At 65.3% G+C, this 26,975-nt stretch carries 27 protein-coding genes; 17 read left to right on the top strand and 10 right to left on the bottom strand.

Annotated features, from left to right (window positions below; genetic code table 11):
* Positions 1-284: 284 nt before the first annotated feature.
* From glpD to CO675_RS16500, 8 genes are all read left to right on the top strand, one after another.
* Entirely contained in the window at positions 285-1,829 is a 1,545-nt protein-coding gene (glpD, locus tag CO675_RS16535) for a glycerol-3-phosphate dehydrogenase (protein WP_097672942.1), read from the top strand.
* The gene (locus CO675_RS16530) at positions 1,826-2,965 is read left to right on the top strand and encodes an ABC transporter ATP-binding protein (protein ID WP_097672941.1); all 1,140 of its coding nucleotides are present in this window, start codon (positions 1,826-1,828) and stop codon (positions 2,963-2,965) included. Before glpD ends, CO675_RS16530 begins: the two co-directional genes overlap by 4 nt.
* A 12-nt stretch (positions 2,966-2,977) precedes the next feature.
* Positions 2,978-4,063, top strand: coding sequence for an ABC transporter ATP-binding protein (locus CO675_RS16525; protein ID WP_097672940.1), 1,086 nt, complete (start codon positions 2,978-2,980; stop codon positions 4,061-4,063).
* A complete protein-coding gene (locus CO675_RS16520; RefSeq protein ID WP_097672939.1) occupies positions 4,063-4,965 on the top strand; it encodes a carbohydrate ABC transporter permease in 903 nt (300 codons plus the stop codon). The genes CO675_RS16525 and CO675_RS16520 overlap by 1 nt, the downstream gene beginning before the upstream one ends.
* A complete protein-coding gene (locus CO675_RS16515) occupies positions 4,965-5,771 on the top strand; it encodes a carbohydrate ABC transporter permease (protein WP_021075985.1) in 807 nt (268 codons plus the stop codon). Before CO675_RS16520 ends, CO675_RS16515 begins: the two co-directional genes overlap by 1 nt.
* A 66-nt stretch (positions 5,772-5,837) precedes the next feature.
* Complete coding sequence (locus CO675_RS16510) at positions 5,838-6,164, top strand: DUF2160 domain-containing protein (protein WP_097672938.1); 327 nt, start codon at positions 5,838-5,840, stop codon at positions 6,162-6,164.
* Between the two features lie 108 nt (positions 6,165-6,272).
* Complete coding sequence (locus CO675_RS16505; protein ID WP_173643029.1) at positions 6,273-8,015, top strand: ABC transporter substrate-binding protein; 1,743 nt, start codon at positions 6,273-6,275, stop codon at positions 8,013-8,015.
* Positions 8,016-8,183: 168 nt separating this feature from the next.
* Positions 8,184-8,894 (top strand): hypothetical protein, encoded by a 711-nt coding sequence (locus tag CO675_RS16500; RefSeq protein WP_097672936.1) that lies wholly within the window; start codon positions 8,184-8,186, stop codon positions 8,892-8,894.
* On the opposite strand, the gene CO675_RS16495 is transcribed toward CO675_RS16500, so the two are convergent.
* Positions 8,883-9,695: a tetratricopeptide repeat protein gene (locus CO675_RS16495; RefSeq protein ID WP_097672935.1), complete on the bottom strand. Its 813-nt coding sequence runs from the start codon at positions 9,693-9,695 to the stop codon at positions 8,883-8,885. The two genes, CO675_RS16500 and CO675_RS16495, sit on opposite strands and share 12 nt — an antisense overlap.
* 72 nt (positions 9,696-9,767) lie before the next feature.
* Entirely contained in the window at positions 9,768-10,937 is a 1,170-nt protein-coding gene (locus CO675_RS16490; RefSeq protein ID WP_097673012.1) for an FAD-dependent oxidoreductase, read from the bottom strand.
* A gap of 73 nt (positions 10,938-11,010) precedes the next feature.
* Between CO675_RS16490 and CO675_RS16485 the strand changes: the two genes are divergently transcribed.
* Positions 11,011-11,484: a MarR family winged helix-turn-helix transcriptional regulator gene (locus tag CO675_RS16485; RefSeq protein WP_097672934.1), complete on the top strand. Its 474-nt coding sequence runs from the start codon at positions 11,011-11,013 to the stop codon at positions 11,482-11,484.
* A 117-nt stretch (positions 11,485-11,601) separates the two neighbouring features.
* Here CO675_RS16485 and CO675_RS16480 read toward each other — a convergent pair whose 3' ends face one another.
* From CO675_RS16480 to CO675_RS16465, 4 genes are all read right to left on the bottom strand, one after another.
* Positions 11,602-12,705 carry an alkene reductase gene (locus CO675_RS16480; RefSeq protein WP_097672933.1) on the bottom strand — a complete coding sequence of 368 codons (1,104 nt, stop codon included), beginning with the start codon at positions 12,703-12,705 and terminating at the stop codon, positions 11,602-11,604.
* Positions 12,706-12,793: 88 nt separating this feature from the next.
* Positions 12,794-13,648 (bottom strand): SDR family NAD(P)-dependent oxidoreductase, encoded by an 855-nt coding sequence (locus tag CO675_RS16475; protein WP_097672932.1) that lies wholly within the window; start codon positions 13,646-13,648, stop codon positions 12,794-12,796.
* Positions 13,649-13,755: 107 nt separating this feature from the next.
* On the bottom strand, positions 13,756-14,259 hold the full coding sequence (locus tag CO675_RS16470; RefSeq protein ID WP_097672931.1) for a DUF1993 domain-containing protein: 504 nt from the start codon (positions 14,257-14,259) through the stop codon (positions 13,756-13,758).
* A gap of 265 nt (positions 14,260-14,524) precedes the next feature.
* Positions 14,525-15,841, bottom strand: coding sequence for a lytic murein transglycosylase (locus CO675_RS16465; RefSeq protein ID WP_097672930.1), 1,317 nt, complete (start codon positions 15,839-15,841; stop codon positions 14,525-14,527).
* Positions 15,842-16,053: 212 nt separating this feature from the next.
* Here CO675_RS16465 and CO675_RS16460 point away from each other — a divergent pair, with 212 nt between their 5' ends.
* Both CO675_RS16460 and htpX read left to right on the top strand, forming a co-directional pair.
* On the top strand, positions 16,054-17,706 hold the full coding sequence (locus CO675_RS16460) for an ATP-binding protein (protein ID WP_097672929.1): 1,653 nt from the start codon (positions 16,054-16,056) through the stop codon (positions 17,704-17,706).
* 188 nt (positions 17,707-17,894) lie between these two features.
* Positions 17,895-18,827 (top strand): zinc metalloprotease HtpX, encoded by a 933-nt coding sequence (gene htpX, locus CO675_RS16455; protein ID WP_097672928.1) that lies wholly within the window; start codon positions 17,895-17,897, stop codon positions 18,825-18,827.
* Positions 18,828-19,025: 198 nt separating this feature from the next.
* Here the strand turns inward: htpX and CO675_RS16450 are convergent, their stop codons facing one another.
* Complete coding sequence (locus tag CO675_RS16450) at positions 19,026-19,976, bottom strand: aldo/keto reductase (protein WP_097672927.1); 951 nt, start codon at positions 19,974-19,976, stop codon at positions 19,026-19,028.
* 355 nt (positions 19,977-20,331) lie between these two features.
* On the opposite strand from CO675_RS16450, the gene CO675_RS16445 reads away from it, so the two are divergent.
* On the top strand, positions 20,332-20,703 hold the full coding sequence (locus CO675_RS16445; protein WP_245452780.1) for a GYD domain-containing protein: 372 nt from the start codon (positions 20,332-20,334) through the stop codon (positions 20,701-20,703).
* Positions 20,704-20,971: 268 nt separating this feature from the next.
* On the opposite strand, the gene CO675_RS16440 is transcribed toward CO675_RS16445, so the two are convergent.
* Positions 20,972-21,385, bottom strand: coding sequence for a nuclear transport factor 2 family protein (locus CO675_RS16440; protein WP_097672925.1), 414 nt, complete (start codon positions 21,383-21,385; stop codon positions 20,972-20,974).
* Between the two features lie 244 nt (positions 21,386-21,629).
* Between CO675_RS16440 and CO675_RS16435 the strand changes: the two genes are divergently transcribed.
* Positions 21,630-22,061 carry a hypothetical protein gene (locus CO675_RS16435; RefSeq protein WP_245452779.1) on the top strand — a complete coding sequence of 144 codons (432 nt, stop codon included), beginning with the start codon at positions 21,630-21,632 and terminating at the stop codon, positions 22,059-22,061.
* A 170-nt stretch (positions 22,062-22,231) separates the two neighbouring features.
* Positions 22,232-22,498: an iron oxidase gene (locus CO675_RS16430; protein ID WP_143279024.1), complete on the top strand. Its 267-nt coding sequence runs from the start codon at positions 22,232-22,234 to the stop codon at positions 22,496-22,498.
* 2 nt (positions 22,499-22,500) lie between these two features.
* Here the strand turns inward: CO675_RS16430 and CO675_RS16425 are convergent, their stop codons facing one another.
* On the bottom strand, positions 22,501-23,943 hold the full coding sequence (locus CO675_RS16425; RefSeq protein WP_097672923.1) for a helix-turn-helix domain-containing protein: 1,443 nt from the start codon (positions 23,941-23,943) through the stop codon (positions 22,501-22,503).
* Positions 23,944-24,185: 242 nt separating this feature from the next.
* Between CO675_RS16425 and CO675_RS16420 the strand changes: the two genes are divergently transcribed.
* From CO675_RS16420 to CO675_RS16410, 3 genes are all read left to right on the top strand, one after another.
* A complete protein-coding gene (locus tag CO675_RS16420) occupies positions 24,186-24,395 on the top strand; it encodes a DUF4170 domain-containing protein (protein ID WP_016839740.1) in 210 nt (69 codons plus the stop codon).
* A 210-nt stretch (positions 24,396-24,605) separates the two neighbouring features.
* A complete protein-coding gene (locus tag CO675_RS16415; protein ID WP_097672922.1) occupies positions 24,606-25,181 on the top strand; it encodes a hypothetical protein in 576 nt (191 codons plus the stop codon).
* Between the two features lie 100 nt (positions 25,182-25,281).
* The gene (locus tag CO675_RS16410) at positions 25,282-26,058 is read left to right on the top strand and encodes a glycine-rich domain-containing protein (protein WP_198964621.1); all 777 of its coding nucleotides are present in this window, start codon (positions 25,282-25,284) and stop codon (positions 26,056-26,058) included.
* On the opposite strand, the gene CO675_RS16400 is transcribed toward CO675_RS16410, so the two are convergent.
* The gene (locus CO675_RS16400; RefSeq protein ID WP_097672921.1) at positions 26,055-26,942 is read right to left on the bottom strand and encodes a metallophosphoesterase family protein; all 888 of its coding nucleotides are present in this window, start codon (positions 26,940-26,942) and stop codon (positions 26,055-26,057) included. The genes CO675_RS16410 and CO675_RS16400 overlap by 4 nt on opposite strands.
* Positions 26,943-26,975: the final 33 nt, after the last annotated feature.

Below are 26,975 nucleotides of genomic sequence, written 5' to 3'. Positions count from 1 at the left end.
CGCGTAGCGCGTCTCGAAGGGTCGACGGCCAACGGCGGGGCCGTGCGCCCTTCGAGGCTCGCTTCGCTCGCACCTCCAGCGCCAGCGGCGAAGCCGCTGCGCGGGGGTGACGGCTCTGCTACCGGATGCTCGGAGCGAGGGGCTGCCCCTGCCGCGGTCACCTCGCTCAAAAAATCCCCAGCAAAAGTTCCCCGTTTTCACTTTGCTTTCGTTTTCGGTTGTGATCTACTCCAATCCGAAAGTAAAACCGTCAAAGCGAAAACGGTTGCCGGGGGAAGCGTTCTTTGGACCGAATTTACGACCTCGCCATCATCGGAGGCGGCGTTAATGGCTGCGGCATCGCGCGCGATGCTGCCGGCCGGGGCAATTCTGTTTTCCTCTGTGAAATGAATGATTTGGCCAGCGGGACGTCGTCCTGGTCGACCAAGCTCGTGCATGGCGGTCTGCGCTATCTTGAGTATTACGAGTTTCGTTTGGTGCGCGAGGCGCTGATCGAGCGCGAGATCCTCTGGCAGATCGCGCCGCATATCATTCGCCCGCTGCGTTTCGTTTTGCCGCACCATGCGGGCCTGCGCCCGGCCTGGCTGCTGCGGCTCGGCCTCTTCCTCTACGATCATATCGGTGGCCGGCACCTGCTGCCCGCGACGCGCTCGCTCGATTTGACCCGCGACGTGGTCGGCAAGCCGCTGATCCCCGGGCGTTACACCAAGGGCTTCGAATATTCCGACTGCTTCGTCGACGACGCGCGGCTGGTGGCGCTGACTGCGCGCGATGCCGCCGATCGCGGCGCCGAGATTCGTACCCGCACCCGCGCGGTCGAGATCAGGCAGATCGATGGCGTCTGGCACGTCACGGTCGAAGACACGACGAGCGGTTCGCGTGAGACGATCAAGGCGCGCGTGCTGGTCAATGCCGGCGGTCCCTGGGTCGAGCAGGTGCTGGCGACCGGCGCCGGCGTCAATGCGCGGGCCAAGGTGCGGCTGGTGCAGGGCTCGCACATCGTGGTGCCGAAACTCTACGACCACGACCGCGCCTACATCTTCCAGAATGCCGACGGCCGCATCATCTTCGTCATTCCCTACCAGAACGATTTCTCACTGATCGGCACCACCGATCGCGACTATGACGGCGATCCGGCCAAGGTGAAGGCGACGCGTGAGGAGATCGAGTATCTCTGCGCCTCCGCCAGCGAATACCTTGCCAAGCCGGTGAAGCCCGAGGACGTGGTCTGGAATTACTCCGGCGTGCGTCCGCTCTATGACGACGGCGCGAGCGAAGCCAAGGCCGCGACCCGCGACTACGTGTTCGAGCTCGATACGCCCGGCGGTGCGCCGCTACTGTCGATCTATGGCGGCAAGATCACCACCTATCGCCGCCTCTCCGAAGAGGCGCTGGAGCGGCTGTCGCCCTATCTGCGCGGCGCGAAAGCGCAGGAGGGTTGGACCGGCAAGGCGCCGCTGCCCGGTGGCGAGATGGATGTCTCCGCAGTCGCGGCGCTGAGCGCCGAGTTGGTTCGCAACTATCCGTTCCTCGCGCAGTCTCACGCCAATCGTCTCGCGCACGCCTATGGCACGCGCGCCAGCAAGGTCTTGGGCAATGCAGCATCGGCTGACGATCTCGGCCGCGCCTTCGGCGCCACCTTGACGGAGAGTGAAGTCCGGTACCTGATGGCGAACGAATGGGCGCGGACTGCGGAAGATGTCGTCTGGCGACGATCCAAGCTGGGCTTGCGGATGACGGCGGGTGAAATCGCCGCGCTCGACGAGTGGATGGTCGCCAACCGTGTGTCCGGTGAACGTCCCCTCCGCGAAGCGGGAGGACGGGCATGAGCGTTACACTGCAGAATGTCACGCGAACCGTGGATGGCATTGCGACCATCCGCGATGTTTCGCTGACGTTGGAGCGTGGCACGCTCAGCGTGCTGCTCGGGCCGACGCTGTCAGGCAAGACCTCGATCATGCGGCTGCTCGCCGGCCTCGACAAGCCGACCACCGGTCGCGTCCTGGTCGACGGCAACGACGTCACCGGCGCCGACGTGCGGCAGCGCTCGGTGGCGATGGTCTATCAGCAGTTCATCAACTATCCCTCGCTGACGGTCTACGAGAACATCGCCTCGCCGCTGCGGGTGCAGGGCAAGCCGAAGGCCGAGATCGAGCAGCGGGTGGCGGAAGCGGCCGGCCTGCTCCGGCTCGAGCCCTATCTGAAGCGCACGCCGCTGCAGCTCTCCGGCGGCCAGCAGCAGCGCACCGCGATTGCGCGCGCGCTGGTCAAGGGCGCCGACCTCGTGCTGCTCGACGAGCCGCTCGCCAACCTCGACTACAAGCTGCGCGAGGAGCTGCGCGCCGAGCTGCCGCGGATCTTCGAGGCATCGGGTGCGATCTTCGTCTATGCCACCACCGAACCGTCAGAGGCGCTGCTGCTCGGCGGCGACACGGTGTGCATGTGGGAAGGCCAGGCGCTGCAGACCGGCGCGACGCCGAAGGTCTACCGCCATCCCGACACGCTGCGCGTCGCGCAGGTGTTCTCCGATCCGCCGCTCAACATCATCGGCATCGAGAAGAAGGGCGACCGGGTGATCTATGCCGGCGGCGAGCAGGCGCCGGCGGCCGGGCTGTACGCAAACCTGCCGGACGGCACCTACAAGATCGGCTTCCGTGCGCACCAGCTCGAGGTCGGGAGCGTCGCACCAGGCCGCCACAAGTTCTCTGCCACCGTGACGGTGACCGAGATCACCGGCTCGGAGAGCTTCGTGCACGTTCATGTCCATGGTTCGAACTGGGTCGCGGTGCTGCACGGCGTGCACGAATATGAACCCGGGCAGGTGCTCGAGGCCGCGCTTGATCCCGAGAATATCTTTGTGTTCGACGCCGCCGACCGCCTGGTCGCGTCGCCCGCGACCGCGTTCGCAAGCGAACTGTATGGCCGTTCGCTGGCGGCACGCACGTCCGCCGGCAAGAGCAAGTGAGGGAGATGCCCGATGGCTCGCATTGACCTCGTCGATCTCGCACAATCCTACAACGGCAATGACGCGCCGCTGGAATCCTTTGCGCTGAAGCCGGTGACGATGACCTGGCGGCAGGGCGGCGCCTATGCGCTGCTCGGCCCCTCCGGCTGCGGCAAGACCACGCTGCTGAACCTGATTTCCGGCATCGTGACGCCGTCGCGCGGCAAGATCCTGTTCGACGGCCAGGACATCACGCCGCTGTCGACCCAGAAGCGCAACATCGCGCAGGTGTTCCAGTTTCCGGTCATCTACGACACCATGACGGTCGGCCAGAACCTGGCCTTCCCGCTGAAGAACCGCGGCGTCGCCAAGGCCGAGGTCGATGCCCGGGTCAAGCAGATCGCCGATTTGCTCGACCTCACGCCGTATCTGAACCGCAAGGCGACGCGGCTCACCGCCGACGCCAAGCAGAAGATCTCGCTCGGCCGCGGCCTGGTGCGCTCCGACGTCGCCGCCGTGCTGTTCGACGAGCCGCTGACCGTGATCGATCCCGAGCTGAAATGGCAGCTGCGCTCCAAGCTGAAGGCGCTGCATCGCGAGCTCGACCTCACGATGATCTACGTCACCCACGACCAGACCGAAGCGCTGACTTTTGCCGATACCGTCGTCGTCATGCATGACGGCCGCGTGGTGCAGAGCGGCACGCCGGCCGAACTGTTCGACAAGCCGGCGCACACCTTCGTCGGTTATTTCATCGGCTCGCCCGGCATGAACATCGTGCCCGCCGAGGTCTCAGGCCACGAGGCGCGGATCGACGGCCATGTCATCGGCCTGCATCGAAACTATGGTGTGCTGCCGGCCGGCAAGAAGATCGAGATCGGCGTGCGGCCTGAATTTGTCGATGTCGCGGCGCCCGCATCCGGGTTGCTGTCGGCGACCATCGAGCGGATCGACGATCTCGGCCGCATCCAGTTCGCCCGCGTCCGCGTCGGCAACACCAAACTCGCGGCGCGCGTGCCGCCGGGCTTTTCGGTCTCCGGCGATACCGCCGGTCTCGTTTTCAATCCCGCCTATGTCCACGTCTATGCCGACAGCCATTTGGTGGAAGGGGTCGCCTGATGGACAAGACCATCAACCAAAAAGCCTGGTTCCTGGTGCTGCCGGTATTCCTGGTGGTGGCGTTCTCGGCGGTGCTGCCGCTGATGACCGTCGTGAACTATTCGATGCAGGACACCTTCGGCAACAACCAGTTCTTCTGGAACGGCGTCGGCTGGTTCAAGGAGCTGCTCGATCCCTCGACCGATCTCGGCGGCCGCTTCCTGGCCTCGCTCGGTCGCAACCTGTTCTTCTCCGCCGTGATCCTTGCGATCGAGGTGCCGCTCGGCATCGTCGTCGCGCTGTCGATGCCGCGCGAGGGCTGGAGCGTCGCGGCCTGCCTCGTCATCCTCGCATTGCCGCTGCTGATTCCGTGGAACGTAGTCGGCACCATCTGGCAGATCTTCGGCCGGCCCGATATCGGCCTGCTCGGCTATGTGCTGAACCATCTCGGTTTCAACTACAACTACGTCTCCAATGAGGTCGACGCCTGGGTCACCGTCATCGTGATGGACGTCTGGCATTGGACCAGCCTCGTCGCGCTGCTCTGCTACGCCGGCCTGAAGTCGATCCCCGACGCCTATTACCAGGCGGCGCAGATCGACGGCGCCTCGCGCTGGGCGGTGTTCAAGGCGATCCAGCTGCCGAAGATGAACCGCGTGCTGCTGATCGCGGTGCTGCTGCGTTTCATGGATAGCTTCATGATCTACACTGAGCCGTTCGTGGTCACCGGCGGCGGTCCCGGCAACTCGACGACCTTCGTCTCGATCGAGCTCGTCAAGATCGCGCTCGGCCAGTTCGACCTCGGCAAGGCCGCAGCGCTGTCGCTGGTCTACAATCTGATCATCCTGATCGTGTGCTGGGTGTTCTACACCGTGATGACCAATGCCGGCTCCGAGCGTCCGGTCAAGCAAGGAGCGGCGTGATGCACTCGATCCCGGGCCGCCGCCTGATCATGGCGCTGTTCTTGATCTTCCTGCTGTTGCCGATCTACTGGCTCGTCAACATGAGCTTCAAGACCAACGCCGAGATCGTCTCGACGATGACGCTGTGGCCGCACACGCCGACGCTGCAGCACTACCGGCGCATCTTCACCGACGAGAGCTGGTATTCCGGCTACATCAATTCGCTGGAATACGTCGTCATCAACACCGTGATCTCGATCGCGGTGGCGTTGCCGGCGGCCTATGCGTTCTCGCGCTACCGCTTCCTCGGCGACAAGCATTTGTTCTTCTGGCTGTTGTCCAACCGCATGGCGCCGGCAGCGGTCTACGCGCTGCCGTTCTTCAACCTGTACTCGGCGATCGGCCTGTTCGATACGCCGTGGGCGGTTGCGCTCGCGCACTGCATCTTCAATGTACCGCTGGCGGTGTGGATCCTCGAAGGCTTCGTCTCCGGCGTGCCGCGCGAGATCGACGAAACCGCGTTCCTCGACGGCTATTCGTTCCCGCGCTTCTTCATCAAGATCCTGGTGCCGCTGATCGCGAGCGGGATCGGCGTCGCCGCGTTCTTCTGCTTCATGTTCTCCTGGGTCGAACTGCTGCTGGCGCGCACGCTGACCTCGGTGCAGGCCAAGCCGATCGCCGCGATCATGACGCGCACGGTCTCGGCCGCCGGCATGGATTGGGGCCTGCTTGCCGCGGCCGGCGTCCTCACCATCATCCCCGGAGCACTCGTGATCTGGTTCGTCCGCAATTACATCGCGCGCGGCTTCGCGCTCGGCCGGGTCTAGGAGGGCGCATGATCCCGAAAAGTAGAAGCCGGTTTTCGGACCAGATCATGCGCAAGGAGTAGGATCATGGACAGCATCGCATGGATGGCATGGACCTGGCCCACCGCGGTCTTCTTCGTGCTGCTTGCCTCGACGCTCGGGATGATGACCTGGCTCGCGATCGCCTATCCCGAGGCGGAGCGGGTCGGCGTGCTGCGCATTCCGACCACGCGCGGCGACCGCCTGTTCGTCTCGCTGGTGCTGGCGGCGGTGATCCATTTGCTGTGGATCGGCCTCGTCGGCACCGATCCGATTTTCACCCTGCCGATCGGGGAGGGCGTCGAGATTTCGAGCCTTTGGCTCGGAACGGTAATTTCGCTTCTTTCAGCCGTGGTGATTTTTCGCACCGTCTGAAGAACGCGAAAAAGAGCAGATCCGGGGTCTACCCGGGCCTGATTTAGTCGCTGCAACCGGAGGAATCTAATGCGACATTTACGAATGACTAAAGATAAGCTTTTGACGATGACCAGCGCGGTCGCGCTCGTCGCAGCATCGGTCACTCTTGTCGCGCCGGCCCGCGCCGACGAGGCGGCCGCCAAGAAGTGGATCGACAGCGAATTCCAGCCGTCGACCCTCTCCAAGGACGACCAGATGAAGGAGATGCAGTGGTTCATCAAGGCCGCTGCCCCCTTCAAGGGCATGGAGATTAACGTCGTCTCCGAGACCCTGACGGTGCACGAATATGAATCCCGCACGCTCGCCAAGGCGTTCGAGGAGATCACCGGCATCAAGGTCAAGCACGACATCATCCAGGAAGGTGACGTCGTCGAGAAGATCCAGACCCAGATGCAGTCCGGCAAGAACGTCTATGACGGCTGGATCAACGACTCCGACTTCATCGGCACTCACTTCCGCTACGGCCAGGCCGTCGACCTCACCGAGTGGATGAAGGGCGAAGCCAAGGACGTCACCGATCCGATGCTCGACGTCGACGACTTCATCGGCAAGTCGTTCACGACGGCACCGAACGGCCACCTCTATCAGCTGCCCGACCAGCAGTTCGCGAACCTCTACTGGTTCCGCTACGACTGGTTCACCAACCCGGAGTACAAGGCCAAGTTCAAGGCCAAGTATGGCTACGACCTCGGCGTGCCGGTGAACTGGTCGGCCTATGAAGATATCGCCGACTTCTTCACCAACGACGTCAAGGAGATCAACGGCGTCAAGGTCTACGGCCATATGGACTACGGCAAGAAGGACCCCTCGCTGGGCTGGCGTTTCACCGACGCTTGGCTGTCGATGGCCGGCAACGGCGACAAGGGTCTCCCGAACGGCCTGCCGGTCGATGAATGGGGCATCCGCATGGAAGGCTGCCGTCCGGTCGGCTCGTCGGTCGAGCGTGGCGGCGACGTCAACGGCCCGGCGGCGGTCTATTCGATCGTCAAGTATCTCGACTGGATGAAGAAGTATGCTCCGCCGCAGGCGCAGGGCATGACCTTCTCCGAGTCGGGCCCGGTGCCGTCGCAGGGCAACATCGCCCAGCAGATCTTCTGGTACACCGCCTTCACCGCCGACATGGTGAAGCCGGGGATCGCCGTGATGAACGCGGACGGTACGCCGAAGTGGCGTATGGCTCCGTCGCCGCACGGCTCGTACTGGAAGGACGGCATGAAGCTCGGCTACCAGGACGTGGGTTCGGCCACGCTGCTGAAGTCGACCCCGGTCGACCGCCGCAAGGCGGCTTGGCTCTATCTGCAGTTCATCGTCTCCAAGACGACCAGCCTGAAGAAGAGCCAAGTCGGTCTCACCTTCATCCGTGAATCCGACATCTGGGACAAGTCGTTCACCGAGCGCGCGCCGAAGCTCGGCGGCCTGATCGAGTTCTACCGCTCGCCCGCGCGCGTGCAGTGGACCCCGACCGGCAACAACGTGCCTGACTATCCGAAGCTCGCCCAGCTCTGGTGGCAGAACATCGGCGATGCGTCGTCCGGTGCGAAGACGCCGCAAGCTGCGATGGACGCGCTCGCCGCGGCCCAGGATTCGGTGATGGAGCGTCTTGAGAAGTCCGGTGTGCAGGGTGCCTGCGGACCGAAGCTGAACAAGAAGGAAACCGCCGAGTACTGGTACAAGAAGGCCGAGAAGGACGGCACCATCGCTCCGCAGCGCAAGCTCGCGAACGAGAAGCCGAAGGGCGAAACGATCGACTACGACACGCTGATCAAGTCGTGGCCGGCGAGCCCGCCAAAGCGCGCCGAAGCGAAGTAAGAAGGCGTACCAGCCCACGCCATCCGCAAACTGCAAAAGGCCGGGAGCAATCCCGGCCTTTTTTGCTGGATCTGTGGCTGTGGAGACCGGTTCAGGATTGTGCTCAAATGCGACGATGAGGTCATCATGCGTCTCCTTGTCGTCGCATCATGACCGGGGAGTTTCGCCATGCGCATGATTTTTCGCTGCGACCCGCGGCTTGCCGATCATCTGCCGCGGCCGTTCCCGGCCCGCAGCGCGTTGCCCGATTGGCTGCGCGCGATGCCGGCGAAGGCGCATTCCGACATCCACGACCGCGAGATCCGCACGGTCAAGCAATGTCCGCCCTTCGTCGATGCGATGGCCCATGGGGTCATGATCCCGCTGCCCTGCGACGTTAGGGTCGAGCGCGGCGTGTTCGCCTGGGACTGGGACATTCCGGAGCCGGCGACGCAGCGCCATCCGCGCGCGCCGCTCAGCTTCCATCCCGTCGCGCAATTCGCCGGCGCGCCGTTCGCCAACGGTCAGGCTGCGCTGAAATTCAACAGCTTCTGGACCATCGAGCTCGAGCCGGGCTGGTCGCTGTTCGCGACGCATCCGGTCAATCGCGACGACTTGCCGTTTCGCGTGATCTCGGGACTGGTCGATGCCGACCGGTTTCACGACGGCGGGATCAATTTCCCCGCGGTCTGGACCCAACCGGATTTCGCCGGCGTGTTGCCGAAGGGAACGCCGGTCGTGCAATGCTTCGCGGTGCCGCGCGCGGCCCCTGAACTGGTGTTCGAGGCCTTCGACGACGCGCATCGCGAAGCCTATTCGAAGGTCGTCGGCGAGGTGCTGGCGGCACCCAATGTCTACCGCAAGCATTTCCGCGCCAAGCGCGGCCGGTTAATGACCTAGCGCCGCGCGCAGCGCGCGCTCATCGAGCCACAGCCGGCCGTGCGGGGCCGAGGTCAGCGCCATCGCGATCGATCCGAACAGCTGCGGACGCAAGGCATAGGCGCGCGCGAACGCCTGCATCGCGGCATCGGGCTCGCCGCTCTCCTGCAGCGTGATCCCGAGGTTGAGTGCGGCTTCGGCGTAGTCCGGCTTGATCTCGATCGCCTTGCGATAGGCGCGTGCGGCGCCGTCGCGATCGCGCAAATCCTGCCTTGCGACGCCGAGATCGAACCACATCGAGGCCGGCGCCGCGCTCGCGGTGGCGCGCTCGAGCAGGCTCACCGCAGCGGCGAGGTCACCAGCCTCCCACGCCAGCCGGCCAAGTCGTGCATTGGCTTCCTGATGCCCGGGGATGGCCTTGAGGATCGCCTCCCACGCCTCGCGGGCCTGCGGCTTGCGGCCGGCCAGCTCCAGTGTGCGTGCCTTCTCGACGAAGGCCTCGCGCTGCGGCTTGAGGGCGATGGCGCGGTCGAGATGGGCCAGCGCCGCATCGAATTCGCCGCCGCTGCGCGCGAGGCGCGCCGCGAGCAGCCGCGCCGCGGCATTGTCAGGCCGCCGCGCCAGGCTGGTCTCGACATGCCTGCGGGCCGGTGCGATCTCGCCTTTGGCGAACAGCACGGCGGCCAGCAGATGGCTCAGCATCGGCTCGCCGGGCTGGCGCGCAAGGCCGCGCTCGCAGAGTTCGATCGCCTCGCCATGCCGGCCGCCATTGAAGGCGACGGTGGCGCGTCGAACGATATCCTCGGCGTTGTCCTTGCTCATTCCGTGCGCGACCGTCTTCGGGTTAGCTCGTTGCAGTCCATGCTATGCGGCGCCGCAGGTCATGGCCAGCGCTCAGCGCGCCGCCGAGTGGCCGGCGGCCGCGCGCATCTGCATGTACGCCTGGTGGTGCGCCAGCGTCAGTTCCTGGCTGATGTGCGACAGCTCGGTCGCGGCGGCCTCGGCAGCCTCGCCGGCGGGCTGGGCGACGCGCACGAACATCCCGGCCTCGTAGGCGCGAACGGCCTCGCGCCAATCCTTTGATCCCGCCAGATGGGCCGCCAGCTCCACCGCATCCAGCATCGCGGCGTTGACGCCTTCACCACCGAACGGCGACATCAGATGCGCGGCATCGCCGAGCAGGGTGATGCCGGCGCGGTTGGTCCAATGATGTCCGACGGGCAGCGCGTGGATCGGCCGGAGTGCGAATTGATCACTGCTGGCGCGGAGCAGGTCGAGCAGGGCATCGGTCCATCCGGCGAATTCGCCGAGCAGCGCGTCACGCATCGCGGATGGGGAGGTGACGTCGAACCGCCGCTCGGCCCATTCGACGGGCACGCGGAACACCGCGTAGCCGCGCAAATGGGCATTGCCGTTGCGCAGGACCATCAGGCTGCGGCCGGCGCTCTCGGCGCCCATCTTGCCGCGGCCGACCAGCTCCGACAGAGCAGGGTGCCTCGTGTCGACATCGTCGATGCCGAACTCGACGAAGGTCAGCCCGCTGTATTGCGGCTGATAGCGCGACACCAGCGGCCGCACCCGGGACCAGGCGCCGTCGGCGCCGATCACGAGATCGAACGGCCCTTCGCGCGCATCGTCGAACAGGAGATCGTAACGGCCGTCATCGCGAGGGACGACCTCGCGCAGGCCGCGCGCCCAGGCCACGGCATCCGGCGGCAAGGATTGCAGCAGCAGGTCGCGCAGCGCCGTGCGGTCGACCTCCGGACGGTCGCCGGTCATGTCATCATCCGCGAGCAGCAGCCGGCCATCGCTCGCGTAGAGCCGGCTGCCCTGATCCTCGTAACGTGCGATGCGCAGGAAGCCGTCGGTGAGCCCGGCGCGCGCCAGCGCCAGTTGGCCGCTCTCGGTGTGCAGGTCGAGCGTGCCACCCTGCGGCCGCTCGGTTGCCGAGCTTTCGCGTTCGAACAGGCTCGTCTTGATCCCGGCAACCTGCAGCAGGCGGGCGAGCGTCAGGCCGCCGGGGCCGGCGCCGACGATGGCAATGCGAATGGGATCGGGACTCATGGACATCACGCTTACAGCAGGATACATAGGTGCCTATCTAATATAAATAGGGGCCTATGTAAATGGTGGGATCGTGACCGATTGGGACCTGTTCGATCGTCCAGCGCCGCTGGTCAATATGGCCTCGCGCAGCTTCCTCTGGCTCGGCGAGCGGCGCGTGAAGCCGCACGGCTTCAGCATCGGCCAGCTGCCGGTGATCTATCTGCTGCGCGACGGCAAGGCGATGTCGCAACGCGATCTCGCCCGCGCGGCGAAGGTCGAGCAGCCGTCGATGGCGCAGATATTGGCGCGGATGGAGCGCGACGGCCTGGTCCAGCGCACGCCGATGCCGGGCGACGGCCGCAGCCAGCAGGTCACGCTGACCAAGGCGGCCAGGGCGAAACTGCCGGCCGCGCGCAAGGCGTTGCATCGCAATCAGGACCAGGCACTCGCGGGTTTTACCGCAGCCGAAACCGCAACCCTGCTCGACCTGCTGCGGCGGCTCAATCGAAACCTCGATCGCATGGTCGTGGAGGAGGTTGAGAGCGGCGAAGCTGCCGAGGCGTAGAATCCGGCATGCAGCGCGCAATGAAAGAGGCCGGGAGTGATCCCGGCCTTTTCTGTTTTCTCCGTGGTCATCGCCCGGCTTGCCGCCTTCGCGGGGCATGACAGGCTTTGGTGTATGTCACTCCGCCGCTTCGGTCGCCTTCAGGGTCGGATAGTCGGTGTAGCCCTTGGCGCCACCGCCGTAGAAGGTCGCCTTGTCCCAATCGTTGAGCGGGGCGCCGGCCTTCAGCCGCTCGACCAGATCGGGGTTGGAGATGAACGGCTTGCCGAATGCGATCAGGTCGGCCGCACCTGCTTCCAGCACCTTCTCCGCCAGCGCGAAGTCGTAGCCGTTGTTGGCGACATAGGCCTGCTTGAAGCGCTTGCGCAGCGAGGCGTAGTCGAACGGCGCGTTGTCGCGCGGGCCGCCGGTCGCGCCTTCGATGACGTGGATATAGGTCAGCTTCAGCGCATTGAGCTGGTCGACGATGTAGTCGAACAGCGGTTGCGGATTGCTGTCGGAGACGTCGTTGGCCGGCGTCACCGGCGAGATGCGGATGCCGGTACGCTCGGCGCCGGCCTCCTTGGCGACCGCCTTGGAGACTTCCAGCATCAGTTGGGCGCGATTCTCGATTCCGCCGCCGTAGGCGTCGGTGCGCTTGTTGCTGCTGTCCCTCGCGAACTGGTCGAGCAGGTAGCCGTTGGCGCCATGGATCTCGACGCCGTCGAAGCCCGCCGCCAAAGCATTCGCGGTGCCGCGCTTGAAGTCCTCGATGATCCCGGGGATTTCCGACAGTTCGAGTGCGCGTGGCTCAGATACGTCGGCGAAGGTGCCGTTCACGAAGGTCTTGGTCTTGGCGCGGATCGCGCTCGGCGCCACCGGTGCGCCGCCGTTCGGCTGCAGCGAGGTATGCGAGATGCGGCCGACATGCCAGAGCTGGATGAAGATGTGGCCGCCGCGTTCATGCACGCGATCGGTGACCTTGCGCCAGGCCGCGACCTGTTCCTTCGAATAGATGCCGGGCGTGTCCTGATAGCCCTGGCCCTGCTGCGAGACCTGGCTCGCCTCGGTGATCAGTAGGCCGGCGGAGGCGCGCTGGCCGTAATAGTCCACCGCGAGCGGGCTTGGCACCATGCCGGGCGGCACCGCGCGGTTGCGCGTCAGCGGCGCCATCACGAAGCGGTTCGGCAGCGTCAGCGGGCCAAGCTTGTAGGGCTCGAGAAGTTTGGTCGGTTGGCTCATGTGAAACGGTTCCAGACAATGATCGATGAGGAGAGATTTGTGCATTGCCGCGACGAGCGCAATGGCCGGGATATGCCCAGTTTGCAGGCTAGCCGCGCACAATTCCGCCCATGTGGCCGGCGTCGAGGAACAGCGTGTGCGCGTTCACATAGGAGGATTCATTCGAAATCAGGAACAGCGCACTATAGGCGACCTCCCAGCCGGTGCCCTGGCGGCCGAAAGGCACTGTCACGGCGCGGTCCGATCGCCTGCGGCTGGCATCGCGGCCCATCGGCGTGTCCATGAAGCCGGGCGCGATCACATTGCAGCGAATGCCCTTGTCCTCGCCGGCGCGCGCGATCGCCCGTCCGAGCGCGATCTGCGCCGCCTTGGAGGATTCATAGGCCGGGTTGCGGCCGCCGGCGCGCTGGCTCGCCATCGAGGAGATCAAGATGATCGCGCCGCCCGGTGCCATCACCTCGAGCGCCTTCTGCGCGAACAGCATGTGGCTGCGCACATTGACGGCGTAGTCGCGGTCCCAGGCTTCCGCCGTCATCTTGGGCAGCGACAGTCCGGAGGAAATGCCGACATTCAGCGCCAGCCCGTCGAGCCCGCCGAGCTGTTGCGCGCAGCGTTCGACCGCAGGCGCGATTGCCGCGACATCGGAGACATCGACTACATCGGTGAAGGCCTTGCCGCCTTCGCCCGTGATCTGCGCGACCGTGTTGTCGGCGGCCTCCCGGTTGACGTCGAGGCAGGCGACCGAGGCGCCCTCGCGCGCGAACAGCACGCTCATGGCGCGGCCGTTGCCGATCGGCGGCTCTTCGTCAACGGTTGTGCGCTGTCCGGCACCGACCACGATGATGCGCCGGCCGGCCAGGCGGCCGTGGTTCTTCGCCAGCCCGAGCGATTCCGCATGCAGCGAGGCGGACGGATCGATGGCTTTCGGTGCGTGGGTCGACATGGCGTGCTCCCTGACGTCTTGTTGTTGTCAGGGAGCAGTAGCATGGCTGGGCGTGCGAGGCGACTTGTCCGCCGCAGCGGAAAAATCCCGCGACGGGGAATATGACGTCAGCTCACGCCGAGGAAATCGCGCTTGCCGATCTCGACGCCGTTGTGACGCAGGATGCCGTGCGCGGTGACGGCGTGGAAGTAGAAGTTCGGAAACGAGAAGGCGCTGACGAATTGCTGACCCTTCAAGGTCATGGTGCGCTCGGCGCCGATCGGGAAGGTGACGTCCTTGGCGTCCGCGCCGTCGAACTGCTCCGGCTTGAACGACTTCACGTAGTCGATCGTCTTCGCCAGCCGCTGTTTCAGTTCGCCGAAGCTCTTCTCGGTGTCGGGCGTCGACGGCACCTCGCTATGGGTCAGCCGCGCGCAGCCGCGTGCGGCGTGATCGCAGACCAGCTGCACCTGCTTGGTCAGCGGCAGCATGTCGGCATAGAGCCGCGATCCCAGCAGCACCTCGGGCGCGATCTTCTTGGCTTCGCAATGCGCTTCGGCCTTGGTCAGCTCGCCGGTGAGGCTGTTGAGGATCTGCAAGTAGGCGGGGACGACGGCGTCATGAAAGGACATGGGGATGCTCTTTGTTCTGATGAAATCCGGATCTGCCGAACGGCGATGCTGCACATGGGGCCGCGGTTGGAAAATACAACTGCGGACGGCTGTAACACTTGGTCAAATATTTCTCGGCCTTACCTCGCCCCGCTTGCGGGGAGAGGTCGGATCGCATCGTAAGATGCGATCCGGGTGAGGGGGACTCACGGCGAGTCGTGCGCGTGGAGAGAGCCCCTCACCCCAGCCCTCTCCCCGCAAGAGCGGGGCGAGGGAGTCCGAGCGCCTACCGCGTCCCCGGCATCGCGGCGTCGGCGGCCGGCTGCGTGCGGCCACCGCCGCGCATCCGCGCCAGCAGCTCCGCGGTCGGCCAGGAATCCGCCGGGAGGCCGTATTTCATCTGCATCGCTTTCACCGCACTGCGGCTCGCCTGGCCGAGCACGCCGTCGATCTTGCCGACGTCGTAGCCGGCGCGCGCCAGCAGGGACTGCAGCTCCTTGATCTCATTGAACGGCAGCTGCGCCACCGGCGCATGCGGCCGCTGCATCGGCGGTGCGCCCGCGATGCGGCCGGCGAGATAGCCGGCGGTGGTCGAGTAGATCAGCGAGTTGTTCCACTCGGTGTAGGCCGCGAAGTTGGGGTAGGCGAGGAACGCCGGACCCATCCGGCCCATCGGCAGCAGCAGCGAGGCCGGCATCTCGTCGTTCGGCAGCGGCTTGCCGTCGGTCAAGCTGACGCCGAGCGACGCCCATTTCGAGCGCGGCAGCTTGATGGTGAGGTCGGCCTGGTCCCACGGGAAGTTGGTGGCCGGCGGCACGCGCACCTCCTGCAGCCACGGCTCGCCGCGCCGCCACTTCAATCCGTTGGCGATGTAGTTTGCGGTCGAGCCGATCACGTCGGGGCCGCTGGCGAGCAGGTTGCGATGGCCGTCGCCGTCATAGTCGACCGCATAGTTGAAATAGTGCGTCGGCAGGAATTGCGTCTGGCCGAGCTCGCCGGCCCATGAGCCGATCATCTCATCGGGCGAGAGGTCACCGCGCTCGATGATCTTCAGCGCCGCGATGGTCTCGCCCTGGAACATCTCCGAACGGCGGCAATCATAGGCCAGCGACACCAGCGATTTCAGCGTCGGCAGATTGCCCATCTGGACGCCGAAATCGCTCTCCAGTCCCCAGAACGCGGCGATCACCGCCGGCGGCACGCCATACTCCTTCTCGGCGCGCGCGAACGCGGCCGCGTAGGTCTTGATGTATTGCTGGCCCTGCTGCATCCGGTAGTTCGCGGCCATGCGGCCGGCGAACTGGGTGAAGATCTGCCCGAATACGCGCTGGCCGCGGTCGCGGTTGACGATGCCCTGGTCGTAAATCAGGTAAGGCGCGGCCTCCGCGATCGTCCGCTGCGAGACGCCGGCGGCGACCGCCTTCTGCTTCAGCTCGGCCAGGAAGCGATCGAAGCTCTGCCCATTGTGGCAGGACGCGGCCCTTGGCGAGGCCACCGCGGCCGGGCGTGCCCTGACCGGAGCCGGACCTGCGGGATTGGGCAGCGGCTGCTGCGCCAGGGCAAGGGAAGAGAGCGCCAGCGCCCCCGCGATCGCTGCGATCATGATCGGGGCGCGGAGGGGAGATGCTGGCATCGATGTCACCGGCTGGGATAGGGGATCAAGGCACATCCTGCATACACCAGGGCGACACCGGGCAACAACGGGGTGCTGGTGTTAGACCAATTGGGCTTCGGCAGGTTGAAGAGCCGCCGCTATGATCGATAGGTGATTCGCGGGCAGGGGTGCTGGCGGATCGATCACGCCCGGAGGGACCCATGTGGAGTTTTCTCGAGCGTCTGTTGGATTCGTCGACGTTTTCACCACACGGCATCTGCCTGTTGTGGGAGCCGGAGCTGATCTGGCTGCACGTGATTTCAGACGCGATCATTGCTGCTTCCTATTTCTCGATTCCGTTTGCGCTGGCGATACTCGTATCCAAGCGGCGCGACTTTCAGTTCGGCTGGATGGCCTGGCCGTTCGCCGCCTTCATCCTCGCCTGCGGCCTCACGCATGTGTTCTCGATCTACACGCTGTGGGTGCCGATCTACGGGCTCGAAGGAATAGTCAAGGCGCTCACCGCAATCGCCTCGATCTTCACCGCGGTGCTGCTCTGGCCGCTGATCCCGAAAATCCTGGCGATCCCGACCGAGCAACAGCTGCGCGAGGCGCATGTCGCGCTTGCCGAGGAGGGCCGCCAGCGCCAGCGCTCGGAAGTCCTGCTCGAGCGTTTCCGCGAGGCCGAGGTCAATGAGAGCAAGATCCGCCAGGCGCAGAAGATGGAAGCGGTCGGCCAGCTCACCGGCGGCATCGCGCATGACTTCAACAACATCCTCACCGTCATCACCGGCACCATCGACATCCTGGCCGAGGCGGTCACCCACAACCGCCAGCTTACCGAGATCACCAGTCTGATCCGCGACGCAGCCGAGCGTGGTGCATCGCTGACGCGGCATCTGCTCGCCTTCGCGCGCAAGCAGCCACTGCAGCCGAGCGATGTCGACGTCAATGCTCTGATGGTCGACACCATCGAGCTGCTGCGGCCGACCATCGGCGACCATGTGGATATCGATTTTCGCGCGATGCCCGATCTGCCGCGCGCGTTGGTCGATTCCAACCAGCTGGTGACCGCGATCATCAATCTCGCGCTGAACGCGCGCGATGCGATGCCGAAGGGCGGCCGGCTGCGGATCGAGACCCGCACGGCCGAACTGAAGCCATCAGACGTGCATGGCCATGACGGGCTTGCCGCCGGCGACTATGTCGCGATCGCGCTGATTGACAACGGCCAGGGCATCGCGGAAGCCGATCTCGCCAAGGTGTTCGAGCCGTTCTTCACCACCAAGGACGTCGGCAAGGGCACCGGCCTCGGCCTCTCCATGGTCTACGGCTTCGTCAAGCAGTCCAACGGCCACATCGCGCTCGACAGCGAGGTCGGCCGCGGCACCAGGGTGATGCTCTATCTGCCGCGCGCGGCGGTGCTCTCGCCGGCCGCCGCACCCGAGCGCCGGCAGCCGGAGGTACGCGGCGCGCAGGAGATCGTACTCGTCGTCGAGGACGACAGGCTGGTGCGCTCCTACGTGCTGACCCAGATCGAGAGCCTCGGCTACACGACGTTGTCGGCCAACAATGGCGGCGAGGCGATCGCCGTGCTCGACAGCGGCGCGCCGGTCGATCTGTTGTTCACCGACGTCATCATGCCCGGCGCGATGAACGGACGCGATCTCGCCACCGCGGCGCAGAAACGGCGCCCCGGCCTGCGCGTGCTGTTCACCTCCGGCTACACCGAGAACGCCATTGACCAGGACGGCAAGCTCGAGGAGGGCATCCTGTTCCTGGCAAAGCCCTACAGCCGCGCCCAGCTCGCCCGCATGCTGCGCGTCGCGCTGCGCGAGGAGGAGACCGCACGCGCTCAGGAGCCGGCCGAGTAGGAAGGATCTCGTAGCCCGGATTTCGGTGCGCTCCACCGGGCTACGGGTGATTGCGTTTGCACATGACCAATCGTTAATCCGCGCCGCGTCGCTGCGACGCACGCCTTGCCCTTGCGGCTTCGGCCGCAAAATCCCTACCTCAACGGCGTCAGTTGTGGCAGCATTCCGCTCGCCGTGAGGGAACAACGATGAACTATTTCCGCACCGCGCTCCTGCTTGCCGGCCTCACTGCGCTGTTCATGGGTGTCGGCTATCTGATCGGCGGCGGCACCGGCGCCGTGATCGCGCTGATCGTTGCTGCTGCGACAAATCTGTTCACCTACTGGAACTCCGATCGCATGGTGCTGTCGATGTACGGCGCCCATCAGGTCGATGCGCGTTCGGCGCCGGACCTTTACAATCTCGTCGCCGAGCTCGCACAGCGCGCCAGCCTGCCGATGCCGCGCGTGTTCGTGATGGACGAGGCGCAGCCGAATGCATTCGCGACCGGCCGCAACCCGGAGAACGCCGCGGTCGCCGTCACCACGGGCTTGATGCAGCAACTCAGCCGGGAGGAGCTCGCCGGCGTGATCGCGCACGAGCTCGCGCATATCAAACACTACGACACGCTGACCATGACGATCACCGCGACGATCGCCGGCGCGATCTCGATGCTGGCGCAGTTCGGCATGTTCTTCGGCGGCAACCGCAACAACAACGGCCCGGGCATCGTCGGCTCGATCGCGATGATGATCCTGGCGCCGCTCGGCGCCATGCTGGTGCAGATGGCGATCAGCCGCACCCGTGAATACGCTGCCGACAATCTCGGCGCGCGCATCGTCGGCCAGCCGATGTGGCTGGCGTCCGCGCTCGCGAAGATCGAGAACGCTTCGCATCAGCTGCCGAACATGGAAGCCGAGCGCAATCCGGCCACCGCGCACATGTTCATCATCAACCCGCTGTCGGGCCACGGTGTCGACAATCTGTTCGCCACCCACCCTTCGACTGCGAACCGCATCGCCGCGCTGCAGCAGCTCGCCGCCGAGCTCGGCACCCAGACCGCGCCGCGCCCGGCCGGCGCGAGCTATCCGCCGCGCAGCCCGTGGGGCGGTGCATCAGGTCAGCGCGGGCCGTGGGGCTAGGGCGGGGCGAGTAGCGGCCGCAAAGGCGATGTGCTCCCTCGCCCCGTTCTTACGGGGAGAGGGTTGGGGTGAGGGGCTGTCTCCGCGCATTCGGTGACAGCTATATTGCGGAGGCTCCCCCTCACCCGGAAACGCATCTAACGATGCGTTCCGACCTCTCCCCGCGCGCGGGGCGAGGTGAAGCGGAGCGGAGCGTCGCTACGCGCTCGCGGCGTCCAGCCGCTCGACCTGACCTTTGGTCAGCTCGAGCCTTGCCGCCGCGACCAGCGTTGCGACCTGCTCGGGCTTGGTGGCGCTGGCGATCGGTGCGGTGATGCCGGGCTTTGCCATCAGCCAGGCCAGCGCGACCGCGGCCGGCTCGGCGTGGGTCTCTGCGGCGACCTCGTCGAGGCCGGCGAGGATGCGCATGCCGCGCGGGTTCATGTATTTCGGAATGCTGCGCGTACCGCGCGGGCTTTTGGCGAAGTCGCTCTCCGAGCGATATTTGCCGGTCAGGAATCCCGCAGCGAGCGAGAAAAACGTGATCACGCCGACGTCGTTCTCGACGCAGACGCGTTGCAGCGCGCCCTCATAGCTCGACCGCTCCGCCAGGCTGTATTCGGGCTGCATGCTCTCGTAGCGCGGCAGCCCGTTCGTTTTGGAAATATCCAGCGCGCTCTTGAGCCGCTCGGCCGAGAAATTCGAAGCGCCGATCGCCCTGACCTTGCCGGCCTTGATCAGCTTGTCGTAGGCCGCGAGCGTCTCTTCCTGCGGTGTCGTCTCATCGTCCTTGTGGGACTGGTAGAGGTCGATGTGGTCGGTCTGCAGCCGCCGCAGCGAATCCTCGACGGCGCGCGCGATGTAGTCCGGCTTCAAGCCGACATTGCCGTTGCCCATGTCCATGCCGACCTTGGTGGCGAGGATGATGCGGTTGCGGTTGCCGCGCGCCTTCATCCATTTGCCGATGATCGTCTCGGATTCGCCGCCATGATGGCCCGGCACCCAGCGCGAATAGACGTCGGCCGTATCGAGGAACGTCAGTCCATGCTCTAGCACGGTGTCGAGCAGCCGGAAAGACGCAGCCTCGTCCACCGTCCAGCCGAACACATTGCAGCCGAAGCAGAGGGGAGGGACGGTGAGGCCGGAGCGGCCGAGCGCGCGATGCTTCATGCGTGTTCTTTCTCTTGTTCTTGAGGGAGGCGCGGGACACTGGGGCAGATTGCCCCTATTTGCAAGGCACTGCGCGAGCCGCAACGACCAGAGGCGAAGCCGGAAGGGACCGATCGGAAAGCATGATGCAGGTCGTGTGTCAGGTCAGCCTCGCTGCCCCTCAGTCTGCGTCCTCGGGCGATTTCGTCGCAGCGCAGGATTTCATTCGCAGGACGTTTGATATAGATTGTCGCGCGAGCTGCCACCGGTCACGCCGAATTCCGGAGAATGAGCGGCAGCGCAACTGGCTATCGGCAGGCTGCTTCTTCCTCATTTCAGTACGAAATCTTCTTCTGCCCGGGCGGCGCCCGGGTGAATGGCTTTTCATTTCCAGCCAAATGGAGCGATTGCCATGCATTTCTGTCTCTCAGGGGAATACACGCCGCGATCCATCAACAGCATCATGGAGAACCCGACGACCAATCGGTATGAGGCGGCCAAGAAGTTGATCGAGGCGGGCGGCGGCAAGCTGATTTCGATGTATAGCACGGCGGCCGATGGCCCCGGCGTGATGGTGATCTTCGACGTGCCGGATCCGACCGTCGCACCCGCCATCACCGGCGTGGTCGTGGCGGCCGGCGCCATCCAGAATGTGAAGCTGGTCCGGCTCTTCACGCAGGACGAGATCAAGGTGGTGCGTCAGCACGCGAGCAAGCTCAAGGCCGCCTACTCGACTCCGGGAAGCTAGCAGGCAAGGACGACGAAACGCGGTGCAGATCGATCTGACGACCGCTGTCACTCGCGCGCGGCGGCGCTTCGCAGCGTCCCGCGCGGAGGCGAGGACCGTTGCGCGCCGCTGATCCGGGGCGCGTTTAACGGATGGGCAGTCGCTCGGGCGGACGTCGCGCGCGCATGCTGGCTCGCATAGCCCCGGCCGGTGGTGCCGTCGCATGACGTCCGCCGCCTCGTTCTATCTGTCTTCGACGCGGGGATTGCGGCAACCGTGCCGCTGCCGCTCACGAGGGCGGAGAGTCCAGATACACGTAAAGCGCCGCGATCTTGCCGTCGCGCGCGATGATGAAATCCACGCCGGTATAGACAGGCGTTTCGCCTCTCGGTCCGGAGCCCCACGCCAGGCGTCCCGAATTGTGCAGCGCCTGCGGCGCGCCGTGTGGCGTGTAAACAAAGTGCGGATGCGTCGCGCGGAGATCGCCGGCGAACTTGTCGAGCGCATCGCGGCCGACGAGAACGCCCGGCGGCGCGTAGAGCACGCAGTCCGCGGTGTAGAGCTCGTCGATTGCGGCCCTGCGGCGCACCGGATCGCCTTCGCCGAAAACCTCCGGGAGGTTACGGATGAGCAGCGTTTCGATCCGGCCCGCGTCTGCGCCCACGGAGGGCGGGACGCTGGTCTTGCCGGCATGCTCGTTCATCTGAGACCTCCATGTGGCTTCTGAGATGATGTGGTCACAGCCGCCGTCCTGAAACGGCAATGATGGAAAGTTATCGTTTCACATTTTGATGCATCGTCATGACGGGCTTTCGTTCGAAAACGTCCTGGCGCGCCGCATCGCGCCGCCAGCATCTCGGCGCGCGTCACATGCCTGCAATAATGAGCGACTAGTTGCTGCGTTGTCCTGTCAGCCTGCTGTCCGCGGTCAACCCTTGTCCAGAACCATGCTCATCTTGCGGGGCACGCTCGTGCTCTCGTTCGGCCTCTTGATCCTGTCCCCCGCGCCGGGCCACGCTCAAGACGCCAAATTTCGCAATCCGGAACAGGCGCCGCCGTCGTGGGCGCAGTTTGCCAAACTGGTCAAATACCGGTTCGAGGAGTGGATTGCGGCCGACGAGACGATTGCCAACCGCTTCCGCAACTGGGTCATCGAGCATTCCGGCAAGGAGAACGGGCCGCCGCCGACGCTCATCGTGCGTGCCTGGCTCAACCCGGACGGCACCGTCGAGCGCGTCTCGTTTCCGGCGCTCAATGATGCCGGCGCGACCGAGGACCTGCGGACCATCCTGAAGCGCGGCAATGTCGGCGAGGCGCCGCCGCCGGAAATGTTGCAGCCGCTCAACCTGCGCTTCTCGCTCAATCTGCGCAAACCCTGAGCGGTCGGCTACGCTCCTGCATTCTGCTCTCCTACCTCGGCGTCGTCCCGGCGAAGGCAGGGACCCACAACCACAAATGATCATTGTTGCGCGATGCCGGGACGACGAGTCCCGTTTACAATGCCTGCTGCGGAGCATGGGTCCTGGCCTTCGCCGGGGCGACGCATGGGGTGAACACCATGGCCAAACAACAGTCCGAACGTTCGCGACGCGCGTTCATCGCCGTCGCCATCGCAGGAATTCCCGCCGCACTTCTGCCGCGACCTGCCGCAGCCACCGACAAAATGACAAAGCCGCAGGCCGAATACCAGGACACGCCGAACGGCATCTACTCCTGCGGCCTGTGCACGTTGTTCGTCGCGCCCGACGGCTGCAAGGTGGTGGAGGGCGCCATCAGTAAGGACGGCTGGTGCAAGGCCTTTGCCGCGGTCGATTGATCTCACAATTCCCGCGCATTCGAGAACGCGAACGACGACACCCGCCGCGTGGTCTCATCCAGGATCAGGGTGCGCGTGATTGGCGGTTCGGCGCGCTGGCTGCAGTTCTCGCGCTCGCAGAGCCGGCAGTTGACGCCGATCGGCGTGCCCTCGACCTTCTCCAGATCCATGCCGGTGGCGTAGACGAGCTTGGCCGCATGACGGATTTCGCAGCCGAGCCCGATCGCAAAGCGCGGCTGCGGTTGCGGATAGGGTGCCACCGGCCGCCGCACCGTCTGCGCGATCGAGAAATAGCGCGTGCCGTCCGGCAGCTCGATCACCTGGCTGAGCAGGCGATCGGGCATGTCGAAGGTCGAATGCACGTTCCAGAGCGGGCAGGTGCCGCCGAATTTGGAGAACGGGAACGTGCCGGAGGAAAACCGCTTCGACACGTTGCCGGCATTGTCGACCCGCAGCAGGAAGAACGGCACGCCGCGCGCGTTCGGCCGTTGCAGCGTGGTGAGGCGGTGGCAGATCTGCTCGAACCCGGCATTGAAGCGCTGCGCCAGCACGTGGACGTCGTAGCTCAAGGCTTCGGCCGCAGAATGAAATGCCTGATAGGGCATCATCGCGGCCGCCGCGAAATAGTTGGCGAGCGTGATGCGGTAGAGCCGGCGCGCGGTGTCGTCGAGCGGGCCGGCGCGGCTGACGATCGCGTCGATCGCGGCGCCGCATTCGACGAAGCCGATCTGCAGCGCAAGCTGGAAGCTGCGGCCGGCACTGTCGACCAGTTCGGAGATCAGGATCTGCCGGCGATGCCGGTCGAAACGGCGCAGCGTCTCGCGCATCACGTCGACCGGCATGACGCGGGTGACGATCGAGTGCTTTTCGCGCAGCCGCGTGGCGAGGGCCGTGAACAGGCCTTCGGTCGGCACGTTGAGCTCGTCGCGCAGATTCTCCGCCGAGGTCTCCAGTTCCGGGAAATAGTTGCGGTTGGCCTCGATCAGGTCGCGCACCCGCTCGATCGGGTTGGCGTCGAACTGTGAGCCCTCGCGATCGGCCATCTGCGCCGCCACCAGCGTCTCGCCGCGGCGCGCCTCGGTATAAGCGGCGTAGAGCCGCTGCAGCGCATGCGTCACCCCGGGGCACAGCTCGGCGAGATCGCGCAGTTCCTGCTTCGGCAGGTCGATCTGGCGGAATAGCGGATCGGAGAAGATCTCGTTCAGTTCGGCGAAGAAGCGGTCCTCGTCGGCGGTGGCAAGGTCGCGCAGATCGAGGTCATAGGTCTCGGCCAGCCGCAGCAGGATCTGCGCCGTCACCGGGCGCTGGTTGCGCTCGATCAGGTTGATGTAGGAGGGCGAGATGCCGAGCCCCTCGGCGATCTGGGTCTGCGACAGCCCCAATTGCTGGCGAATCCGCCGGAAGCGGGGACCGACGAACAGCTTCTTTCCGGACTCGCCGGGCATGGCAGCTATCCTGACCTATTTTTGTGACAAATTTGACAAATCGACATTTATTACAAGTTCAGATGTTACATGACATCACCAATAAAAAACAAGGCATCTGTACGAACTTTCCGTTTTCGCGTTTATCTCCTGACACCCACTTCGCGATACTCTGTCAAGAATGTCGGTACGCCGAGCAGGTGCGAGGATCAGAATTCGGGCGGCTGAGCAGAGGCAGCAGGATTTTTTAGAGGAGACTGACGATGAGCAAGGGCAGCAATTTCTGGGTGATCGGCGGCGAGTTCGGCTCGATGAACTTCCACAAGCTCGTCGAAGGCTCCGCCCAGGTCCGTGGTCCGTTCAAGACCCGCAAGGAAGCCGAAGAGTGCTGGAAGGAAGTCTCGGAAGAGAGCCGCCACAAGGCCGGCGTGCGCTTCTCGATCGTCGAGGAGCCGTCGCGGGTTTCGGCCTGACGCCAAAATTATCTAGCTTAAGAAACGTCCAAGGACGGCGGCCCCATCCGGTTCATCCGGGTGGGGTCGACCGCTTTTGGGACAGTGCCGGGATCTTTCAGCTGGGGATAAGTGGCCACCTAAGTGCTTGGGAACCAACGTGCTTTGCGGACGTCATGGTTGCTGATAGGTTAATGGGTAAGGCAACCCGTCACCACGAGGCCGTAAGGCATGTCCGATCCGCAGAACACCGGCAGCGAGGCGCGCGAGATGCGGCCGACGTTGCGAGAGGCGCTGCGGCGGGCGCGGATCGAGGCGGCCGATCGCACCGGGGTCGTCGTCGAATTGCGCGACGCCGAGGTGGCGCGGCTCGAGATCCTCAACGACGCGCTCGATCCCTTGTTCGCGCAGGTGCCGGAGAAGGTCGATTTGTTCGACCGCGGCATCAGCCAGGGCGAAACGCCGCGGCTGTGGATTGACGTGGTCGCGCATGTGCTGATGGGCCGCGACAAGCGCATCTACCGCTTCGTGCAGGACACGAGGTTCGGCCGCATCGTGCTCGCCGAATCGCACGATGTGGCCGCGATCGTCGATGCGGTTACCGATTATGTCGCGCGGCGCATGATCGAGCGCGAGCATGCGATGGTGGCAACGCCGCTTCCGGCTGCCGAGCCACCGGCGCCGCCGCCCATGCCGGTGGTAGCGCCCAAGCGCCGCGGTGGGGTCGGCATGTTCGTGCTCGGCTTCGTCCTCGGCGCGCTGGCGCTGTTCGGCTTCGCGCTGCTGGCGAGCTTGCAGAATTTCTAAAGCATGATCCGGAAAAGTGCGAAGCGGTTTTCCCTCGCGACAAGCGCGGAGCGCGTTTGCGCGGAGATCATGCTCAAATGAAGGAAGGGGCGGGGGCATCGTGGTCATAACACCCGCCTCGGCATTTTTCGGCGTCCTGGCGGCTGCCGCGGTGGTCGGCAGCGCCGTGCTGTTCGGCAAATGGCAGGCGCTGCGGCGCGCCGAATATATCCGCACTTTCAAGTGGCCGGCGGGACTGCTCGCCCGGCTCGAGAAGCATCACCCCGGCTTCAGCCGCAAGGACAGCGCGCTGGTGTCGCGCGGCCTGCGGCAGTTCTTCCTCGCCTATCTGATGAGCGGCAAGCGTTATGTCTCGATGCCGTCGCAAGCGGCCGACGACCTCTGGCACGAATTCATTCTCTACACCCGCGAATACGACGCGTTCTGCCGCCGCGCCTTCGGATCCTTCCTGCATCATACGCCAGCGGTCGTGCTGGTGAAGGAGCGGCGCCGGAGCAATGAAGGGCTGCGGCGAGTGTGGTGGTATTGCTGCAAATACGAGAACATCGATCCGGTCAGGCCGACGCGGCTGCCGTTGTTGTTCGCGCTCGACGCCAAGCTGAACATTGCGGGCGGCTTCGTCTATCACACCGACTGCGAGGCGCTGCGCCGCAGCGGCATTGCCGGCGACAGTCCCTATTGCGGCGGCGATTTCTCCGACTCGTCGATCGACGGATCGTCGGCGGGGTTTGGCGATGCCGGCAGTGACGGGAGCCATGGCGGCCATGGTGGCGACGGAGGTGGCCACGGCAGCGGTGATGGAGGCGGAGGCGACGGGGGAGGCGGCGACAGCGGAGGCGGCTGCGGCGGTGGGTGTGGCGGCGGGGGCGGCGACTAGGAGAGCCGCTGCCGCTTCAACTCGCGAATGCCGTCGTGACTGCCGAGGCCGCGCACGGTCTGCTCGCAGCGCCAGCCGTTGCCGTCGCGCTCGATCGAGAACAGATTGTAGGCCGCCGCCGGATAGTGCTTGCGCGCCAGCGCCGAGGCCGACGGTACGCCGATCGCCGGGATCTTCCGTTCGGGGCCGTCGAACCACATCGTCGAATGGATGTGGTCGTGGCCATGCAGCACCAGCTCGACGCCATGCCGCTTGAGCAGCGCCAAGAGATGATGCGAATCGGTCAGCCGCTTGGCGCGCCCGTCGGAGTGTAGCGGGTGATGCACCAGGAGGACGCGGAAGGCATCCTCCTGCGACAGGTGCGCGAGGATCGTCTCCAGCGCGTCGAGCTGGGCATGGCCGAGCCAGCCGGTCGCCATCAGCGGCGGCGTCGGCACCGCCGAGGAGACGCCAATCAGCGCCACCGGGCCGCGGCGGCGCACGAACGGAAAGTGCGTCGCTGCGCCATCGGCGTCGCCGCGCAGATAATCGCCGAAGTGACTGACGAAGCGATGCCGGGTCGCGCGCACGTAAGCATCGTGATTGCCGGGGACCACCGTGACGTCGGCAGCGCCGCCGACGCCCTCCAGCCATTGCCGGGCCGGATTGAACTCGGCATCCAGCGCCAGGTTGACGAGGTCGCCGGTGACGGCGACATGGTCCGGTTGCTGCGCCTGCATGTCCGACACCAGCGCATCGAGCACGTCGCGGCGGTGATATTTGTGACGATTGCGCGTCCAGTTCAGGTAGCCGAAGGCGCGCTTGCCGGCGAGATCGCGCAGCCGCGCCGCCGGCAGCGGCGGCAGATGCGGATCCGACAGATGCGCGAGGCGGAACGCCGCCATCACGCGATTCCCTGCGGATTGTCCGTGAAAAGT

The sequence above is a fragment of the Bradyrhizobium sp. C9 genome (assembly GCF_002532045.1).
Taxonomy (GTDB): domain Bacteria; phylum Pseudomonadota; class Alphaproteobacteria; order Rhizobiales; family Xanthobacteraceae; genus Bradyrhizobium.
The sequence above is the reverse complement of the archived record's forward strand: the minus strand, read 5'-3'. Positions and strand labels throughout refer to the sequence as shown.

Excerpts from the sequence above, each read along its gene's own strand:
- CO675_RS16530 (WP_097672941.1), top strand. The coding sequence starts at position 1,826 with ATGAGCGTTACACTGCAGAATGTCACGCGAACCGTGGATGGCATTGCG.
- CO675_RS16525 (WP_097672940.1), top strand. The coding sequence starts at position 2,978 with ATGGCTCGCATTGACCTCGTCGATCTCGCACAATCCTACAACGGCAAT.
- CO675_RS16520 (WP_097672939.1), top strand. The coding sequence starts at position 4,063 with ATGGACAAGACCATCAACCAAAAAGCCTGGTTCCTGGTGCTGCCGGTA.
- CO675_RS16515 (WP_021075985.1), top strand. The coding sequence starts at position 4,965 with ATGCACTCGATCCCGGGCCGCCGCCTGATCATGGCGCTGTTCTTGATC.
- CO675_RS16510 (WP_097672938.1), top strand. The coding sequence starts at position 5,838 with ATGGACAGCATCGCATGGATGGCATGGACCTGGCCCACCGCGGTCTTC.
- CO675_RS16505 (WP_173643029.1), top strand. The coding sequence starts at position 6,273 with ATGACCAGCGCGGTCGCGCTCGTCGCAGCATCGGTCACTCTTGTCGCG.
- CO675_RS16500 (WP_097672936.1), top strand. The coding sequence starts at position 8,184 with ATGCGCATGATTTTTCGCTGCGACCCGCGGCTTGCCGATCATCTGCCG.
- CO675_RS16495 (WP_097672935.1), bottom strand. The coding sequence starts at position 9,695 with ATGAGCAAGGACAACGCCGAGGATATCGTTCGACGCGCCACCGTCGCC.
- CO675_RS16490 (WP_097673012.1), bottom strand. The coding sequence starts at position 10,937 with ATGAGTCCCGATCCCATTCGCATTGCCATCGTCGGCGCCGGCCCCGGC.
- CO675_RS16480 (WP_097672933.1), bottom strand. The coding sequence starts at position 12,705 with ATGAGCCAACCGACCAAACTTCTCGAGCCCTACAAGCTTGGCCCGCTG.
- CO675_RS16475 (WP_097672932.1), bottom strand. The coding sequence starts at position 13,648 with ATGTCGACCCACGCACCGAAAGCCATCGATCCGTCCGCCTCGCTGCAT.
- CO675_RS16470 (WP_097672931.1), bottom strand. The coding sequence starts at position 14,259 with ATGTCCTTTCATGACGCCGTCGTCCCCGCCTACTTGCAGATCCTCAAC.
- CO675_RS16465 (WP_097672930.1), bottom strand. The coding sequence starts at position 15,841 with ATGATCGCAGCGATCGCGGGGGCGCTGGCGCTCTCTTCCCTTGCCCTG.
- CO675_RS16460 (WP_097672929.1), top strand. The coding sequence starts at position 16,054 with ATGTGGAGTTTTCTCGAGCGTCTGTTGGATTCGTCGACGTTTTCACCA.
- htpX (WP_097672928.1), top strand. The coding sequence starts at position 17,895 with ATGAACTATTTCCGCACCGCGCTCCTGCTTGCCGGCCTCACTGCGCTG.
- CO675_RS16450 (WP_097672927.1), bottom strand. The coding sequence starts at position 19,976 with ATGAAGCATCGCGCGCTCGGCCGCTCCGGCCTCACCGTCCCTCCCCTC.
- CO675_RS16445 (WP_245452780.1), top strand. The coding sequence starts at position 20,332 with ATGGCTTTTCATTTCCAGCCAAATGGAGCGATTGCCATGCATTTCTGT.
- CO675_RS16440 (WP_097672925.1), bottom strand. The coding sequence starts at position 21,385 with ATGAACGAGCATGCCGGCAAGACCAGCGTCCCGCCCTCCGTGGGCGCA.
- CO675_RS16435 (WP_245452779.1), top strand. The coding sequence starts at position 21,630 with ATGCTCATCTTGCGGGGCACGCTCGTGCTCTCGTTCGGCCTCTTGATC.
- CO675_RS16425 (WP_097672923.1), bottom strand. The coding sequence starts at position 23,943 with ATGCCCGGCGAGTCCGGAAAGAAGCTGTTCGTCGGTCCCCGCTTCCGG.
- CO675_RS16420 (WP_016839740.1), top strand. The coding sequence starts at position 24,186 with ATGAGCAAGGGCAGCAATTTCTGGGTGATCGGCGGCGAGTTCGGCTCG.
- CO675_RS16415 (WP_097672922.1), top strand. The coding sequence starts at position 24,606 with ATGTCCGATCCGCAGAACACCGGCAGCGAGGCGCGCGAGATGCGGCCG.
- CO675_RS16400 (WP_097672921.1), bottom strand. The coding sequence starts at position 26,942 with ATGGCGGCGTTCCGCCTCGCGCATCTGTCGGATCCGCATCTGCCGCCG.